Origin of the sequence: Sphingomonas aerolata, from assembly GCF_023935825.1 — a bacterium.
GTDB lineage: Bacteria > Pseudomonadota > Alphaproteobacteria > Sphingomonadales > Sphingomonadaceae > Sphingomonas > Sphingomonas aerolata.
The window spans coordinates 638,747-653,753 of the sequence record NZ_CP098762.1 but is presented as its reverse complement, the minus strand read 5'-3'; the positions used below and the strand labels follow the sequence as shown (position 1 = coordinate 653,753).

Here is a 15,007-nt window from a genome sequence, read left to right as displayed (position 1 = left end):
AATCCCCCGCTAGCCAAACCCCGCGCGGGTCCCCAAACACGGCCCATGCCGACGCTCCAGCACCTCGCCGTCTCGATTCTCGGCCTGACCCTCGCCGGCGGCACCGCGATCGCGCTGACCGGCGCCCGCCCCGTGACGGCGATCCAGGACCCCGCCCCACCCCGCACCGCGCCAAAGGCCCGCCCCGCGGCACCCGCCCCGAAACCCGCCACCCCCGATCCCGCCGCCTACACCGTCAAGCGCATCCTCCAGATCCCCGGGCCCATGCACCAGGGCGATCATTACTGGGACGAGACCGGCGCCCCCCAGGGCCCCGTCATCGTCACCGTCGACCTCGCCGCGCAGACCGTCTCGGTCTTCCGCGCGGGCTATGAGATCGGCACCGCGGTCATCATCTACGGCGCGGACGACAAGCCGACCCCCTTGGGCGTCTTCCCGATCACGCAGAAGGACGCCGACCACGTCTCCAACCTCTACAATGCGCCGATGCCGTACATGCTGCGGCTGACCAATGACGGCATCTCGATCCATGGCAGCGATGTTGGCGACGGCTATGCCACGCATGGCTGTATCGGCGTGCCCAGGGCGTTCGCGAAGCGGATCTTCGACGCGGTGAAGCTCGGCGACCGGGTGATCGTCACCGATGGCGAGCGACTCGACCTCGGCCAGCCGATCACCGCCGCCTGATCGGCATACCCGGATTTCGATTTTCCCAGCAGAAGCCCAGCAGAACCATGGCTTTCCTCGAACCGCCGGGTCGCGTATAGGCCTGCGCAACCATGACCACTGCGACGCCCCTGCTTCCCCCCGCCGAATGGCGCGATTTTCTGGCGCTGACCAAACCCCGGGTGATGACGCTCGTCGTGTTCACCGGGCTGTGCGGCATGCTCGCCGCGCCCGTCGGCATCCATCCCGTGATCGGCTTCACCGCGATCCTGTGCATCGCGCTCGGCGCGGGTGCGGCGGGGGCGCTCAACCAATGGTATGAATCCGACATCGACGCGGTGATGCGCCGCACGCAGAAGCGCCCGCTCCCCGCGGGCCGGATGGACCGCCAGGCCGCGCTGCATTTCGGCGTCGGGCTGGCCAGCTTCTCGGTCCTGCTGATGGGGCTCGCGGTCAACCTCGCCGCGGCCGCGATCCTGACCGTCTCGATCCTGTTCTACGTCCTCGTCTACACCGTCTGGCTCAAGCGCCGCACGCCGCAGAACATCGTCATCGGTGGTGCGGCGGGCGCGTTCCCGCCGCTGATCGGCTGGGCTGCCGCGACCGGCGATGTCGCGCTGCTCCCGCTGCTGCTCTTCGGGCTCGTCTTCCTGTGGACGCCGCCGCATTTCTGGGCACTCGCGCTGTTCGTGAAGACCGATTACGCCAATGCGGGCGTGCCGATGCTCCCCGTCGTCGCGGGCGAACGCGTCACCCGGACCCAGATCGGGCTCTACACCATCCCGATGGCGCTCGCCGCGGTGCTCCCCTGGCCGCTCGGCCTGGTCGGGAATTTCTATGGCGTCGTCGCGACCGGCCTGACGGGGATCTTCGCCTGGCTCGTAGTGGTCGTCGCGACGCGCACGACCGGCACCGACGACGCGATGAAGCCCGAGCGGCGGCTGTTCAAATATTCGATCCTGTATCTCTTTGCGATGTTCGGCGCGCTCGTCGTCGATAGGTGGCTGGCATGAACGACGACAAGACCCGCGAAGACCTGATCCGCCGCCGCCAGATGGGCCGGGCCAAGGTGATGGCGCTGCTGCTCGGCGCGTTCGTCATCCTCGTCTTCGCCATCTCGATCGCCAAGATCCAGGCGGGGATGCCGCACTGATGCGGGTCGAGCGCACCACGCGAACCGCCCTGCTCGCGGTGCTCGGCATCTGCTTCATGACCGGGCTCGCCTTTGCCAGCGTGCCGCTCTACCGCCTGTTCTGCCAGGTCACCGGCCTCAACGGCACGACGCAGCGCGGGCTCGTCGCCCCGGGGGGGACCGATCGCCAGATCCGCGTCGATTTCGACGCCAATGTGAACCCGAAGCTGCCGTGGAAGTTCGCGCCCGAAAACCCGTCGGACACGATCGCGGTCGGCGCGCGCGACATGGCGTTCTTCACCGCGACCAACACCTCGGACCGGCCGATCACCGGGACCGCGACGTTCAACGTAACGCCCGCGCAGGCCGGCAAATATTTCACCAAGATCCAGTGCTTCTGCTTCACCGAGCAGACGCTCAAGCCCGGCGAGACCGCGCGGATGCCGGTGATCTTCTTCGTCGATCCGAAGATCCTGAAGGATCCCGACGCGGCGGATATCCAGACGATCACGCTCAGCTACACGTTTTACCCGGTGGATTCCGCGAAAAACGCAAGCTAGGACAGTCGTAAAGAACATAGGGGAGTACCATGGCTGGCGCCAAGAACCACGATTATCACATCCTGCCGCCCAGCGTCTGGCCGCTGGTCGGGTCGATGTCCGCACTCGTGATGGCGGTCGGCGGCGTCATGTGGATGCATGGCGGCCATGTCGACAAGCCCAATGGCGGCGGCTGGATCTTCTTCATCGGCCTCGCCGGGCTGCTCTTCACTTTCTACAGCTGGTGGGCCCAGGTCATCGCCGAGGCGCGCGCGGGCGATCACACCCCCGTCGTCCAGCTCCATTTCCGCTATGGCATGATCCTGTTCATCGCCTCCGAAGTCATGTTCTTCGTCGGCTGGTTCTGGGCCTTCTTCGACTTCTCGCTTTTCCCGACGGCGATGAGCATCGTCGACGGCCAGGTCGAACGCGCCGCCGAAGGCGCGGCTGCGGTCGCCGCGCAGTGGCCGCCCAAGGGCCTCACCGTCATCAACCCTTTCGAGCTTCCGCTGCTCAACACGCTGATCCTGCTGACGTCCGGCACGACCGTCACCTGGGCGCACCATGCGCTGATCCACAACCAGCGCGGTGGCGAGAAGACCGGGCTGTGGGGCATGATCGGCGTCGGCAACCGCGACGGCGTGCTCAAGGGCCTGTGGCTGACCGTCATCCTCGGCGCGCTGTTCAGCGCGATCCAGGCCTATGAGTACATGCACGCGCCCTTCCCGTTCAAGGGGATCAACTATGGCGCCGCGTTCTTCATGGCGACCGGGTTCCACGGCTTCCACGTCCTCATCGGCACGATCTTCCTGATCGTCTGCCTCGTCCGCGCCTATAAGGGCGACTTCACCCCCCGCCAGCATTTCGGCTTCGAGGCCGCGGCCTGGTACTGGCATTTCGTCGACGTCGTCTGGCTGTTCCTGTTCGTCACCGTCTATGTCTGGGGCGGCTGGGGCGCCCCCGTCCACGGCGGTTGAGCGTTCACGCCACCATCCCTGCCTACCACCCCGGCGAAGGCCGGGGCCCAGTTGGGAAGGCCGCAGTAACGAAGCACTGCCCTGCGTTGGCAACGTCCCCCAACTGGGCCCCGGCCTGCGCCGGGGAGGTGGCCTCCGGCGAACCGCCCGCCCGCCCCACCCTGTTCTCCCGCAAAGGCGGGAGCCCAGCCTGGCTCCCCGCCCCCGCGGGGAGCCAGGCTGGGCAAGGCGACCGCGCATGACCCCCGACCCCTACCCCCTCGCCTCCGCCCCCCCGATCGCCCAGGTCGCGCTCAAGGGCCTCTGCCCGCGCTGCGGCAAGCCCACCCTCTTCGCCAGATGGGCCGAATTCGCCGACCGCTGCTCCAATTGCGGCCTCGACTTCAGCAAGTTCAACGTCGGCGACGGTCCCGCCGCGTTCCTGACACTGATCCTCGGCGCGATCGTCGTCGCGCTCGCGATCACGCTCGAGCTGACGCTGCACCCGCCGCTCTGGGTGCACATGCTGGTCTGGATCCCGTTCACCGCCGCGGGCGTCATCCTGTTGCTCCGCGCCGCCAAGGGTGCGCTCATGTCCGCCGAATATCGCAACGCCGCGCGCGAGGGTCGCAGCCAGCCGTGACGACCACCCGACGTTTCCCCGTCCTCCCGACGCTCCTCGTCGCCCTCGCGGTCGCGGCGATGATCGCGCTCGGCCTGTGGCAGTTACTCGACCGCCTCCCGAAAAAGGAGGCGTTCCTCGCCCAGCTCGCCGCCAACCCCGCGCGCCCGCCCATGGCGTTCCCGAGCCTCCCCGACGAGACGCTGCTGTTCCGCCGCGCAACCGGCGTCTGCCTCGAGCCGACCGCGATCCGCCTCGCCGGCGCGGGCAAGGCGGGCTTCCGCGTCATCGCCGACTGCCGCACCGGCGCCGAGGGCCCCGGCATGATCGTCCAGCTCGGCACGACGCGCGATCCGAAGCTCAAGCCGCAATGGCCCGGCGGCGCGGTCTCGGGCTATATTACCCACGCCCCCGACGGCCGCTCGCTGATCGGGTCGCTGTTCGACCCGACCCCGGCGCGGCTGATGCTCGTCGCCGACACGCCGCCCGCCGGCCTCGCCCCCAACGGCAAGCCCGACCTCGACGCGGTCCCGAACAACCATCTCGCTTATGCCGGCCAGTGGTTCTTCTTCGCCGCCATCGCCGCGATCATTTATGTCCTGGCACTGGGCAGGCGCGGCAAGGTTGTGTCGAAAGCTGCGTCCCGCTAACCGGCTTGGCCATGCGTTACATCAGCACCCGCGGCTCGGCCCCCGTCCTCGATTTCGAAGCGGCGACGCTCGCCGGTCTCGCATCCGATGGCGGCCTCTACCTCCCCGAGACATGGCCGACGATGACCCGCGACGAGATCGCCGCGCTCGCCGGCCTCTCCTATGTCGACACCGCGGTCGCCGTCATGGCGACGTTCGTCGGCGACGCGATGACCCGCGACGAGCTGAAGGCGCTCTGCGACCAGGCCTATGGCCGCTTCTCGCACGCCGCGGTCGTCCCGCTGGTCCAGCTTGACCACGACCAGTGGCTGCTCGAACTCTTCCACGGCCCGACGCTCGCGTTCAAGGACGTCGCGCTCCAGCTGCTCGGCCTCTTCTTTGAACGCTTCCTCGCGGGCACCACCAAGCGCCTGACGATCGTCGGCGCGACCAGCGGCGACACCGGCTCGGCCGCGATCGACGCGGTCGCGGGGCGCGAGGGCATCGACATCTTCATGCTCCACCCCGCCGGCCGCATCTCGGACGTGCAGCGCCGCCAGATGACGACGGTGCTCAGCCCCAATGTCTACAACATCGCCATCGAAGGCAGTTTCGACGACGCGCAGGCGCTCGTGAAGGCGATGTTCAACGACCCCGGCTTCTCCGACCGGTTCGCGCTGTCCGCGGTGAACTCGATCAACTGGGCCCGGCTGATGGCGCAGGTCGTGTACTTCTTCTACGCCGCGGTCCGCCTCGGCGCGCCCGACCGCGAGGTCGCCTTCTCCGTGCCGACCGGCAATTTCGGCGACGTCTTCGCGGGCTATGTCGCCGCCCGCATGGGCCTTCCCGTCGCGCGCCTGGTCGTCGCGACCAACGTCAACGACATCCTCCACCGCGCGCTCAGCAGCGGCGACTATTCGAAGACCGGCGTCGAACAGACCCCGACCCCGTCGATGGACATCCAGGTCAGCTCGAACTTCGAACGCCTGTTGTTCGACCTCGGCGGCCGCGACGGCACGGCGCTCGCCGCGCAGATGGCAGGCTTCGAATCGTCTGGCGCGATGCGGCTGACCAACGCACAGTCGCAAGGGGCGGCGGCGCTGTTCCAGAGCGACCGCGTCGATCTCGACGACATGACGCTCGCGATGCGCTGGGCACACGAGCATGCCGGCCAGGTGATCGACCCGCACACCGCGATCGGCCTCGCCGCCGCGCTGCGCACCGAGGTGCCGCCTGGCACGCCGATCGTCACGCTCGCCACCGCGCATCCCGCCAAGTTCCGCGACGCGGTCGAGCGCGCGACCGGCGTCCGGCCTTCGCTCCCCGCGCGTGTCGGCGACCTGTTCCAGCGCGAGGAGCGTTACGTCACGCTCCCTGCCACCTTCGACGCGATCACCGCCTATATCGCCGACCGCGCGAAGCCGTCGGCATGAAGACGCTCGACACCCTGATCGGCGAACCCTGGGCGGATTACGGCCTGATCGATTCGGGCCACGGCAAGAAACTCGAACGCTATGGCCGTTTCCGCTTCATCCGCCCCGAACCACAGGCGATGTGGGCCCCCGCCTCGACCGATTGGAAGGCGCAAGGCGAATTCGTCCCCGGCTCGGACGAGGATGGCGGCGGCCGCTGGGAATTTTCGGAACCCGTGCCCCGCGAGGGCTGGACGCTCAAGTGGAACGAGGTGTCCTACACCGCGCAGACCACCCCCTTCCGCCATCTCGGCTTCTTCCCCGACATGGCGCCAGTGTGGAGCTGGATGCGCGAACGCGTCGCCGGGCTCGACAGCCCGGAATGCATGAACCTGTTCGGCTATACCGGCGTCGGCACGCTGGCGATGGCGACCAAGGGCGTCCGCATGGTCCATGTCGATGCGTCGAAGAAATCGGTCGAGGCGGCCAAGGCCAATGCGCGCCTGTCGGGCATGGCCGACGCGCCGATCCGCTGGATGACCGACGACGCCGCCAAGTTCGTCGCGCGCGAGGTGCGTCGCGGGCGCCGCTATGACGGCATCCTGCTCGACCCGCCCAAATATGGCCGCGGTCCCGAGGGCGAGGTCTGGCGGCTCGAGGAGGATCTCCCCCGCCTCATCGCCGACTGCCGCAAGCTGCTCGACGAGAATTCGCGCTTCCTGTTCCTGACGGTCTACGCGGTACGCATGTCCGCGCTCGCGATCGGCGAACTGCTCAACCAGGTCTTCGCCGACCTGCCGGGCAAGGTCGAAGCCGGCGAACTCGGCGTCCGCGAGGAAACCCGCGGCCTCACCCTCCCCACCGCCATCTGGGCCCGCTGGTCCCGCGACTGACGCGGGACCCGCGCGTTCCTCCTAGATCCGTTCGTGCTGAGCGAAGTCGAAGCACAGCCCGGCCCCAACCCAAACCGTTCGTGCTGAGCGAAGTCGAAGCACAAGCCCCAACACCTGCCCCAACCCCCGCCTACTCCATCCCCGCCCGCATCGCCGCCCCCGCCACGAACGGCGCCCCCGCCACCAGCACCAGGCTCACCGCGCCGAGCAGCTTGAACGCCCCCGCCCCGCCGACCGGATCGAGCCCGCCTGCGCCAAAGATCAGCAACGGCACCGCGAGCGGCAGCATCACCAGCCCCGCCACCGCACTCCCGCCGCGCAACCCCGCGACCAGCGCCCCCGTCGCGACCGCGAGTGCCGCGAGCCCCGGCGTCCCGATCGCCAGCCCGATCTCGACCCGCAGCAACGTCGCCCCCGACAGATCGAGCAACCCCGCCGCGATCACCGCCGCCAGCATCAGCGGCGGCGCGAACGCCACCCAGTGCGCGACGACCTTGCAAGCAGCGACCAGCGCCAGCGACACCCCGCGCACGCGCAACTGATCGAGCACCCCGCTCTCCAGATCGGGCCCCACCAGCCGCTCGACCGGCAGCAAGGCCGCGAGCAACGCCGCCGCCCAGATCACCCCGCCCCCGACCCGCGCGAGCACCGCCGCATCGGGCCCGATCGCGAACGGAAACAGCACCGCGACCAGCAGGAAGAACGCGACGACCAGCGCCGCCCCGCCCCCCGCATAGCCGCGCCGCACGTCGCGCAAGGTCAGCGCCAGCATCACGCCGCCTCCTCACCCGCCAGGTTGATCGTCTGCGCCCCCGGGATCGCGAGCGGCAGATGCGTCGCGGCAAGGACGATCCCGCCCGCGTCCCGGTGCCGCGCGATCAGCGCCTCGAGCCGCCCGAGCGACGCCGCATCGAGCCCGTTGCCCGGCTCGTCGAGCAGCCAGATCGGCGCGCCCGACGCGACCACGCGCGCCATCGCCACCCGCCGCCGCTGCCCGGTCGACAGCATCCGCACCGGCACCCCCGCCAGTGCCGCGAGCCCGACCGCGTCGAGCGCCTGCGCCACCGCCGCCGCGTCCGCCCCGTCGAGCGCCGCCCAGAATGCCAGCCCCTCGCGCACCGTGCGCTCCGCATCCAGCGCCGCCGCCTCGGCGAGCAGCGCGATGCGCCCGGTCGCCGTGGCCTCACCCGCGGCGGGCGGCAACAGCCCCGCGGCGATCCGGATCAGGCTCGATTTGCCGACGCCGTTGGGCCCCGCGACGACCGCCGCCTCACCCGCCGCCAGCGCGAACGACACGTCGTCGAACAGCCGCCGTCCGCCGCGGTCGCAGGCGACACGGCGAAACGCCAGGCTCACGCCGCGGCGTCTTCCAGCGCATGCATGTCGTCGTCGCTCAGCCCGAAATGATGCCCGATCTCGTGGATCGTGACATGCGCGACCAGATCGTCGAGCCGCACCCCGGTCTCGATCCATTCCTCGAGGATCGCCCGCCGGTACAAGGTGATGCGATCAGGCATCGCGCCGGTGTCCATCGACGATTTCTCGCCCAGCGGCCGCCCCTGATACACCCCCGACAGGTCGAGCGGATGCTCGATGCCGAGCTCTGCCAGCGTCTCCTCGTCGGCAAATTCCTCGATGGCGAAGACGACGTCGCCCAGATGCACGCGGAATTCGGCGGGCAGCCGCGCGATCGTCGCGCGCCCCATCGCCTCGATCGCAGCCGCATCGGGCGCGAGCCCCTGCGTATCACCATGGATTGTCGCTTGCCCGCTCATGGCTCCAGCCATACGCGTTGGCGATCCATAGCTGCAAGGGTACGCGAATGATCGAGGCACTGAACGAGACCGAGCGGGCCGAGGCGCTCGATGGGCTCGACGAGTGGGATTATGACGATGGCCGCGACGCGATCACGCGGACGATCGTGTTCGCCGATTTCGTCGAGGCATTCGGCTTCATGACCCAGGTCGCACTGATCGCCGAGCGCGCCAACCATCATCCCGAATGGAAGAATGTCTGGAACCGCGTCGAGATCCTGCTCACCACCCACGACGCCGGCGGCCTCTCCCCCCGCGACATCGAAATGGCCGAAGCCATCGACGCCATCGTCGGCGACTCTTGACGATCCTCCCGTCATCCTGACGCCCCCCCCGTCATCCTGACGAAAGTCAGGACCCAGAGCCCCAAACGGCAACGCCCGTGACTCTGGGTCCCGGATCAAACCCGGGATGACGGAAGCCCCCCTACCGCTTCACGCTCCGTCGCATCCGCTTGCGCAGCGACCCCGGCATCCAGCGCGCGGCGAATGCCATGCGGTGCGCCGTCTTGCCGACATAGGTGTGGACCGCATTGCCGTGCACCGCCGCCCAGGCCGCGTCGGCCACCGCCTCGACCCCGGTCAGCTCGAGCCCCGCGCCCGTCACCGTCTCGCGGATCGACCGGTTCGATCCCCCCGCGGTCGTGTTCAACAACGGCGTGTCGATGAAGCTCGGCACGATCGCGCGCACCTTGATCCCGTCGCCCGCCCATTCGCCGTCGAGCGCCTCGGTGATCGCGCGCACCCCGAACTTGGTCGCCGAATAGGGCGCCAGCCCCGACGAGCCATAGATTGCCGACGCCGATGCGGTGTTGAGCAGGCACGATCCCGGCGTCCGCTTCAGATAGCCATGGCCGATCTTCGCGCCGTTCAGCACGCCGATCAGGTTAACCCCGACCACCCGGTCGATCTCCGCGAAGTCGGTCGTCGCGAGCGGTCCGCCCGAGCCGATCCCGGCATTGTTGAACAGCACGTCGAGCCGCCCGCCCGTCTCCTTGGTGAACGCATCGAGCGACGCCACCCACGCCTCGCGGTCGCGTACGTCCATCACATAGGTCGACGCCCCCTCGGGCAGCAGCGCCGCGGTCTCCGCCAACCCCGCGGCGCTGACGTCGGCCAGCCCGACCCGCCAGCCCTTGCGCGCGAACAGCAAAGCGGTCGCGCGGCCGATCCCCGATCCGCCGCCGGTGATGAATATGCTCTGCTGGCTCATGGCCGATCCTCTCCGTTTGATTTTGCGGTATGTTTCCCGCATCCTGCGCCCAGATGCCAGATCAATCTCCAGCGCTCGCTTTCGAACGCGTCACCAGGGCTTACGGCGCGACGATCGCGGTCGATGCGGTCTCGCTCGACATCGCGGGCGGCAGCTTCGTCGCGCTCGTCGGCACCTCCGGATCGGGCAAGTCGACCCTGCTCAAGACGATCAACCGCCTGGTCGAGCCGAGCGACGGCCGCGTCCTGCTCGACGGCACCGACGTCACGCACGGCCCCGCGCCCGCGCTGCGCCGCCGGGTCGGCTATGTCTTCCAGAATATCGGCCTGTTCCCGCACATGACGATCGCCGAGAACATCGCGATCGGGCTGCGCATCGCCGGCCGCGGCGACGAGGCCGATGTCGGCGCGCTGCTCGATCTCGTCGACCTGCCGCGCGACATCGCCGGACGTCTGCCCGACGCGCTGTCGGGTGGCCAGCGCCAGCGCGTCGGCATCGCCCGCGCGCTCGCACCCGGGGCAAAGCTGCTGCTCCTCGACGAGGCGTTTGGCGCGCTCGATCCCGTCACCCGCGCCGCGCTCGGCACGCGCATCCGCGAGCTGCACGACCGACTGGGCCTCACCACCATCCTCGTCACGCACGACATGGCGGAGGCCTTGCTGCTCGCCGACCGCGTGCTCGTCATGAAGGCCGGGCGGATCGTCGCCGATGCGACCCCCGCCGCGCTCGTCGCGGGTGAGGGCGGCGACGACGCCCAGGCTCTGGTCCAGGTCCCGCGCGCGCAGGCCGACCGCCTCCGGGCGCTCGTCGCATGAGCGCGTTCCTCGACGCGCTGACCCGCGTGCCGGCGCTGCTCGCCAGCCACGTCCTGCTGTCCGCGGCGGCGTTGCTGCTCGGCATCGCGATCAGCCTGCCGCTCGCGATCTGGTCCGCGCGCAACGCCGCGGTCGCGCGCGTCGCGCTTGGTTTCGCCAGCCTCGTCCAGACCGTCCCCAGCCTCGCGCTGCTCGCACTCTTCTATCCGCTGCTGCTCAGCCTGTCCGCGCTGGTCGGCGGCGGGATCCCGGCGCTGGGCTTCCTCCCCTCGCTGATCGCGCTCACGCTCTATGCGCTGCTGCCGATCCTGCGCAACGCGGTCGCGGGGCTGCAGGGGCTCGATCCCGCGGTGTCGCAGGCCGCCGACGCAGTCGGCATGACGCCCGCGCAGAAGCTCCGCCTCGTCGAGGCCCCGCTCGCCGCCCCCGTCGTCGTCGCCGGCATCCGCACCGCCGCGGTCTGGACGATCGGCGCGGCGACCTTGTCGACCACGGTCGGCCAGCCGAGTCTGGGCGACCTGATCTTCGCCGGGCTCCAGACACAAAACTGGGCGCTGGTGCTTGCCGGCTGCGTCAGCGCGGCGGCGCTCGCGCTCGCGGTCGACGCGCTGATCGGCGGGATCGAACAGGGCATCCGCGCGCGCCGCCGCTGGCTGTGGATCGCGAGCGCCGCGATGCTGGTCGCAGGGACCGCGCTCGCCACCGCGCCGCTCTGGCCCCGCGGCGGCGGCGGCGGCGGCGACCGGACGGTCGTCGTCGGCGCGAAGAACTTCTCCGAGCAATATATCCTCGCGCGGCTGATCGGCGACCGGCTGACCCGCGCGGGCTACACCGTCACCTATCGCGACGGGCTCGGCTCCGCGCTCGTCTTCGGCGCGCTCTCAGGCGGCGATATCGACGTCTATGTCGACTATGCCGGCACGATCTGGGCCAACGAGATGAAACGCAGCGACGTGCCCGAGCGCACGAAGATGGTCGCCGATATCGGCACTTGGGCGAACCGCACGCACGGCGTCGGCCTGGTCGGCACGCTCGGGTTCGAGAACGCCTATGCCTTTGCGATGAAGGCGGAGCCTGCGCGCCGCCAGCGCATCGCGAGCCTCGACGATCTGGTGAAGGCCGCGCCAGGCCTGACGCTCGGCAGCGACCTCGAATTCCTCGAACGCCCCGAATGGGCGGCGGTGAAACGCGCCTATCCGCTCCGCTTCGCGCGCACCACGCCGTACAGCCCGACCTTCATGTACCGCGCGTTGCAGAGCGGGAAGGCGGACGTCATCTCGGCCTTTTCCTCGGACGGCCGGATCGCCGCGGACAAGCTGACCGTGCTCACCGACCCGCGCCACGCGATTCCGGGCTATGACGCGATCCTGATGGTCGCCCCCGCCCGCGCGAACGACGCGCGCTTCACCGCCACGCTCCGCCCGCTTGTCGGCCGCATCCCGGTCGAGGCGATGCGCACCGCCAACTACCAGGTCGACCGCGACACCGACAAACAGACCCCCGAAGCCGCCGCCCGCTGGCTCGCGAGCAAGATCGGCCTTCCGTCATCCTGACGAAAGTCAGGATCCAGAGCCAAGCAGAACAGCGCTCCGTTACCCTGGATCCTGACTTCCGTCAGGATGACGCGAGCCTCAGAAAAACAGCTTCCGCACACTCAGCCGCACCGTCCGCCCCAGCGGATCCAGATAATCCGGCTGATAGGTATTCGGCACCGCCCCGCTCGCATCCGTCACCCGCTGCCGCGTGTTGAACACATTGTCGACCGACAGCGTGACGCGCATCCCGCGCAGCCAGGGCCGCGCCTTCACCCATTCGAGCCGCTGCCCCAGATCCGCGAACAGCCGCATATTGGCGGTCGCCAGCCCGCCGAAATTGAGCGTCTCGGGCGCCGCTGCGGTCCCGCCATCGACCCGGGTGCCCGCCGCGTAATTCGCCGACAGCCGCGCGCCGAGCCCATTGTTGCTATAGCCCGCCTGCGCCTCGAGGCTGTGCCGCGCCGACCCGCCATTATTGCCGATCGCATCGCCGTCGAGCAGGTTCAGACCCGGCCCGCCCTCCGCGACCAGCACGCGGTCGGTAAAGCGCCAGGTGTGATACAGCGCGAACTGGACACGCCCGCCGCCCTGCCCGCGCCCGCCACGCCCGAAGCCGCCGCCCCCGCCGCCCGGACCGCCCGGGCCACCGCCGCCACGTCCTTCACCCGGCCCGGCACCTTCCCCCCTCGGTCCTTCGCCCCGCGCCCCTTCACCCCGCGGCCGCCCGCCGCCCGGCGGCTGCATCCCGGCAAACGGATTGGGCCCCGTCCCCGCGCGAAACGCCTCGAGCTCGCGCTGGATCTTCGACTTCAGCGGCGCGGAGAAATTGATCCCCCAGCGCAGTTCGGAGCGTTCGCTGCGCGCGAAATTGATCGGCCGCCGGTCGACCTGCAACAGCGACCCCGTCGCGTCGCGGACGAACCGGTCGGGAAACGCCGCCTCGATCGCCGCGGTCGCGGCCGGGAAGGCGGCGATGGGATTGTCGGTCCGGCTGTCGACATAATTGGCGGTCAGCGTCACCTCGCGCCCCGCCCAGGGCTTCACCGTCAGCCCCAGCTTGGTCACGCGGTTATTGTCCGCGCTCAGCCCGGGATTGCCGCCGCTGATCGTGGTGACGGTCGCGGTCGTGCCCTGGACATAATCGAACACGCGGACATTGGGCGTCGTGATCGACGGATTGCCCAGCTGCTGCGCGGTCGGCGCCTGGTCGGTGTCGGTCACCGACGCGATCAGCCGCACCGCCGGGATCGGCGCCCAGTTCGCGCCGTAACCAAGCGTGGTCAGCGTGCCGAAATCCGACAAATGATCCTGCGCCAGGTTGAAGTTCGCCGACAGCGTGCCGAGGAACGGCAGCACGTCCTTCGACCGGCTCGCGATCGGCAGGTCGACATTGACTTGGCCGTTGACCGTGTCGCGCGCCACCTGCCCGCGCTGCGCGAACCCGCCGCGATCCGACCGGCTGTCGAAGTCGGCGGTCTCCGCGCCCAGCTTGAGCGTCGTCGACACGTCGCCCGCAGGCAGCGCGAACAGCCGGCCATTGGCGACCGCGTCGATCCCGCCGATGCTCTGCGTCGCATAGGCACGGTTGCCCGCCGCCGCGCCGATATCCGCCGCGGTCAGCGCGCCCAGCGGCACCGCGGTCGGATCACCCGCCGCCAGCCGCGCATTGAACGCACTCGCATCGACGCCGGTATCGGTGAAGGTCTGCGTATCGCTGCGATCGTAATTGCCCGTCACTGTCCAGCGCCACGTGCCGACATCGCCGTTCAGCGTCGTGCCCAGATGCGCCGCGATCGACGACGCGCGCTGCGCCAGCGGCAGGAAGCCCGGATCGTCGAGCGCGCGGTTGATCACGCTGCCGTCCGCCAGCGTCAGCGCGGCCACGGGCAGGCCGTTCAGGCTGCGGCTGTCGGTCGATTCGAGCCGTCCGTTGATCGTCGCGCCGACATTGCCGAAGATGTTGCGCGCATAGACGCTGTTCGCGGTGAAGGTGCTCGTCTGGCCCTGCAGCGTGCGGAACGGCGTCGGATCGACGACCGTGCCGCCCGCTCCCACCGCCCCGCTGCCGTTGCCCCCGGCGATCGGCAGGATGTCGCGCTCCGCCTCGGTCAGCGCCGAACTCGTCGTATATTCGGCGTGCAGGTTGACCCGCCGGTCGCGCGCGATCGTCAGCAGGTCGAGCTTGGCCTGCGGCGTATTCGTCCCCCCCTCGGTCGGCATCCGGTCGATCGCCTCCGCGGTCACCGCGCGAAAGCGGCGGCGCAGCACGAAGTTCACGACCTTCTGGTCCGCGCGATAGCCATATTTCAGCGCGACCTCCTCGGGCAGGATCTCGACGCGCTGGATCGCCTCGGTCGGGATGTCGCGGATTTCCGAAAAGCTCGAGATGCGCCGCCCGTTGAGCAGCACCACCGGCGCCCCCCCGCTGCCGCGCCCGCTCGTCGTCTGCGGGCTGAGTTCGGCGAGCAGGTCGGACACCGAGCTGACGCCGTAGGAGCGGATGTCCGCCTGCCCCAGCGTCTGGTCGGGCGGAATGTCGCCGACCACCGACCCCGGCAGCTTGCGCGATCCGGTGACGACGATCTCCTCGCCCTCGACGCCATCCTCCGGCTCGGCTGCGGCGCCGTCCGTCTGCGCGCCCTCTGTCGCCGGCACCGGCGCAGGCGCCTGTTGCGCCGCCGCCATCGCCGGCAGGCTCACCGCCAGCATCAAACCCAGTGTACGCATAACCCTGACATCCCATCGACCTGACCCCGGCACCTAGGGGCCAATTGTCGCAGGA

At 69.6% G+C, this 15,007-nt stretch carries 17 protein-coding genes; 12 read left to right on the top strand and 5 right to left on the bottom strand.

Features of this window, described 5'->3' with window-relative positions; all coding sequences use genetic code 11:
- The first annotated feature begins 45 nt into the window (after positions 1-45).
- From NEF64_RS03140 to NEF64_RS03100, 9 genes are all read left to right on the top strand, one after another.
- Positions 46-687 (top strand): L,D-transpeptidase family protein, encoded by a 642-nt coding sequence (locus NEF64_RS03140; RefSeq protein WP_082446907.1) that lies wholly within the window; start codon positions 46-48, stop codon positions 685-687.
- Between the two features lie 92 nt (positions 688-779).
- A complete protein-coding gene (locus NEF64_RS03135) occupies positions 780-1,679 on the top strand; it encodes a heme o synthase (RefSeq protein ID WP_056407017.1) in 900 nt (299 codons plus the stop codon).
- Entirely contained in the window at positions 1,676-1,819 is a 144-nt protein-coding gene (locus NEF64_RS03130) for a hypothetical protein (protein ID WP_166746380.1), read from the top strand. The genes NEF64_RS03135 and NEF64_RS03130 overlap by 4 nt, the downstream gene beginning before the upstream one ends.
- On the top strand, positions 1,819-2,358 hold the full coding sequence (locus NEF64_RS03125; RefSeq protein ID WP_031441785.1) for a cytochrome c oxidase assembly protein: 540 nt from the start codon (positions 1,819-1,821) through the stop codon (positions 2,356-2,358). Before NEF64_RS03130 ends, NEF64_RS03125 begins: the two co-directional genes overlap by 1 nt.
- Positions 2,359-2,387: 29 nt before the next feature.
- Positions 2,388-3,314, top strand: a complete 927-nt coding sequence (locus NEF64_RS03120; protein ID WP_031441784.1) for a cytochrome c oxidase subunit 3 — start codon at positions 2,388-2,390, stop codon at positions 3,312-3,314.
- A 238-nt stretch (positions 3,315-3,552) separates the two neighbouring features.
- Complete coding sequence (locus NEF64_RS03115; RefSeq protein ID WP_056407015.1) at positions 3,553-3,936, top strand: DUF983 domain-containing protein; 384 nt, start codon at positions 3,553-3,555, stop codon at positions 3,934-3,936.
- A complete protein-coding gene (locus NEF64_RS03110; RefSeq protein WP_261362614.1) occupies positions 3,933-4,565 on the top strand; it encodes an SURF1 family cytochrome oxidase biogenesis protein in 633 nt (210 codons plus the stop codon). The genes NEF64_RS03115 and NEF64_RS03110 overlap by 4 nt, the downstream gene beginning before the upstream one ends.
- An 11-nt stretch (positions 4,566-4,576) precedes the next feature.
- On the top strand, positions 4,577-5,977 hold the full coding sequence (gene thrC / locus NEF64_RS03105) for a threonine synthase (protein ID WP_056407014.1): 1,401 nt from the start codon (positions 4,577-4,579) through the stop codon (positions 5,975-5,977).
- Complete coding sequence (locus tag NEF64_RS03100) at positions 5,974-6,849, top strand: class I SAM-dependent methyltransferase (protein ID WP_056017567.1); 876 nt, start codon at positions 5,974-5,976, stop codon at positions 6,847-6,849. The genes thrC and NEF64_RS03100 overlap by 4 nt, the downstream gene beginning before the upstream one ends.
- A 130-nt stretch (positions 6,850-6,979) precedes the next feature.
- Here the strand turns inward: NEF64_RS03100 and NEF64_RS03095 are convergent, their stop codons facing one another.
- From NEF64_RS03095 to NEF64_RS03085, 3 genes are read right to left on the bottom strand one after another with little or no spacing between them, the layout of a single operon-like run.
- Complete coding sequence (locus NEF64_RS03095; protein ID WP_056407012.1) at positions 6,980-7,621, bottom strand: heme exporter protein CcmB; 642 nt, start codon at positions 7,619-7,621, stop codon at positions 6,980-6,982.
- On the bottom strand, positions 7,621-8,205 hold the full coding sequence (gene ccmA / locus NEF64_RS03090) for a heme ABC exporter ATP-binding protein CcmA (protein ID WP_056407011.1): 585 nt from the start codon (positions 8,203-8,205) through the stop codon (positions 7,621-7,623). The genes NEF64_RS03095 and ccmA overlap by 1 nt, the downstream gene beginning before the upstream one ends.
- Positions 8,202-8,624, bottom strand: a complete 423-nt coding sequence (locus tag NEF64_RS03085; protein WP_235516405.1) for a metallopeptidase family protein — start codon at positions 8,622-8,624, stop codon at positions 8,202-8,204. The genes ccmA and NEF64_RS03085 overlap by 4 nt, the downstream gene beginning before the upstream one ends.
- Before the next feature lie 47 nt (positions 8,625-8,671).
- Here NEF64_RS03085 and NEF64_RS03080 point away from each other — a divergent pair, with 47 nt between their 5' ends.
- Positions 8,672-8,968: a 4a-hydroxytetrahydrobiopterin dehydratase gene (locus NEF64_RS03080; RefSeq protein WP_031394518.1), complete on the top strand. Its 297-nt coding sequence runs from the start codon at positions 8,672-8,674 to the stop codon at positions 8,966-8,968.
- A 121-nt stretch (positions 8,969-9,089) separates the two neighbouring features.
- Here the strand turns inward: NEF64_RS03080 and NEF64_RS03075 are convergent, their stop codons facing one another.
- Positions 9,090-9,875, bottom strand: a complete 786-nt coding sequence (locus tag NEF64_RS03075; RefSeq protein ID WP_056407006.1) for an SDR family oxidoreductase — start codon at positions 9,873-9,875, stop codon at positions 9,090-9,092.
- 53 nt (positions 9,876-9,928) lie between these two features.
- Between NEF64_RS03075 and NEF64_RS03070 the strand changes: the two genes are divergently transcribed.
- Together NEF64_RS03070 and NEF64_RS03065 are read left to right on the top strand one after the other, a co-directional pair.
- Positions 9,929-10,690, top strand: a complete 762-nt coding sequence (locus NEF64_RS03070) for an ABC transporter ATP-binding protein (RefSeq protein ID WP_056407454.1) — start codon at positions 9,929-9,931, stop codon at positions 10,688-10,690.
- Positions 10,687-12,243 (top strand): ABC transporter permease/substrate-binding protein, encoded by a 1,557-nt coding sequence (locus NEF64_RS03065; protein ID WP_056407004.1) that lies wholly within the window; start codon positions 10,687-10,689, stop codon positions 12,241-12,243. The genes NEF64_RS03070 and NEF64_RS03065 overlap by 4 nt, the downstream gene beginning before the upstream one ends.
- Positions 12,244-12,321: 78 nt before the next feature.
- Here the strand turns inward: NEF64_RS03065 and NEF64_RS03060 are convergent, their stop codons facing one another.
- On the bottom strand, positions 12,322-14,952 hold the full coding sequence (locus NEF64_RS03060) for a TonB-dependent receptor (RefSeq protein ID WP_252574602.1): 2,631 nt from the start codon (positions 14,950-14,952) through the stop codon (positions 12,322-12,324).
- Positions 14,953-15,007: the final 55 nt, after the last annotated feature.

What these genes read in the sequence shown, in the direction of transcription:
- NEF64_RS03140 (WP_082446907.1), top strand. Translation starts at nt 46, where the DNA reads ATGCCGACGCTCCAGCACCTCGCCGTCTCGATTCTCGGCCTGACCCTC.
- NEF64_RS03135 (WP_056407017.1), top strand. Translation starts at nt 780, where the DNA reads ATGACCACTGCGACGCCCCTGCTTCCCCCCGCCGAATGGCGCGATTTT.
- NEF64_RS03130 (WP_166746380.1), top strand. Translation starts at nt 1,676, where the DNA reads ATGAACGACGACAAGACCCGCGAAGACCTGATCCGCCGCCGCCAGATG.
- NEF64_RS03125 (WP_031441785.1), top strand. Translation starts at nt 1,819, where the DNA reads ATGCGGGTCGAGCGCACCACGCGAACCGCCCTGCTCGCGGTGCTCGGC.
- NEF64_RS03120 (WP_031441784.1), top strand. Translation starts at nt 2,388, where the DNA reads ATGGCTGGCGCCAAGAACCACGATTATCACATCCTGCCGCCCAGCGTC.
- NEF64_RS03115 (WP_056407015.1), top strand. Translation starts at nt 3,553, where the DNA reads ATGACCCCCGACCCCTACCCCCTCGCCTCCGCCCCCCCGATCGCCCAG.
- thrC (WP_056407014.1), top strand. Translation starts at nt 4,577, where the DNA reads ATGCGTTACATCAGCACCCGCGGCTCGGCCCCCGTCCTCGATTTCGAA.
- NEF64_RS03100 (WP_056017567.1), top strand. Translation starts at nt 5,974, where the DNA reads ATGAAGACGCTCGACACCCTGATCGGCGAACCCTGGGCGGATTACGGC.
- NEF64_RS03095 (WP_056407012.1), bottom strand. Translation starts at nt 7,621, where the DNA reads ATGCTGGCGCTGACCTTGCGCGACGTGCGGCGCGGCTATGCGGGGGGC.
- NEF64_RS03085 (WP_235516405.1), bottom strand. Translation starts at nt 8,624, where the DNA reads ATGAGCGGGCAAGCGACAATCCATGGTGATACGCAGGGGCTCGCGCCC.
- NEF64_RS03080 (WP_031394518.1), top strand. Translation starts at nt 8,672, where the DNA reads ATGATCGAGGCACTGAACGAGACCGAGCGGGCCGAGGCGCTCGATGGG.
- NEF64_RS03075 (WP_056407006.1), bottom strand. Translation starts at nt 9,875, where the DNA reads ATGAGCCAGCAGAGCATATTCATCACCGGCGGCGGATCGGGGATCGGC.
- NEF64_RS03070 (WP_056407454.1), top strand. Translation starts at nt 9,929, where the DNA reads ATGCCAGATCAATCTCCAGCGCTCGCTTTCGAACGCGTCACCAGGGCT.
- NEF64_RS03065 (WP_056407004.1), top strand. Translation starts at nt 10,687, where the DNA reads ATGAGCGCGTTCCTCGACGCGCTGACCCGCGTGCCGGCGCTGCTCGCC.
- NEF64_RS03060 (WP_252574602.1), bottom strand. Translation starts at nt 14,952, where the DNA reads ATGCGTACACTGGGTTTGATGCTGGCGGTGAGCCTGCCGGCGATGGCG.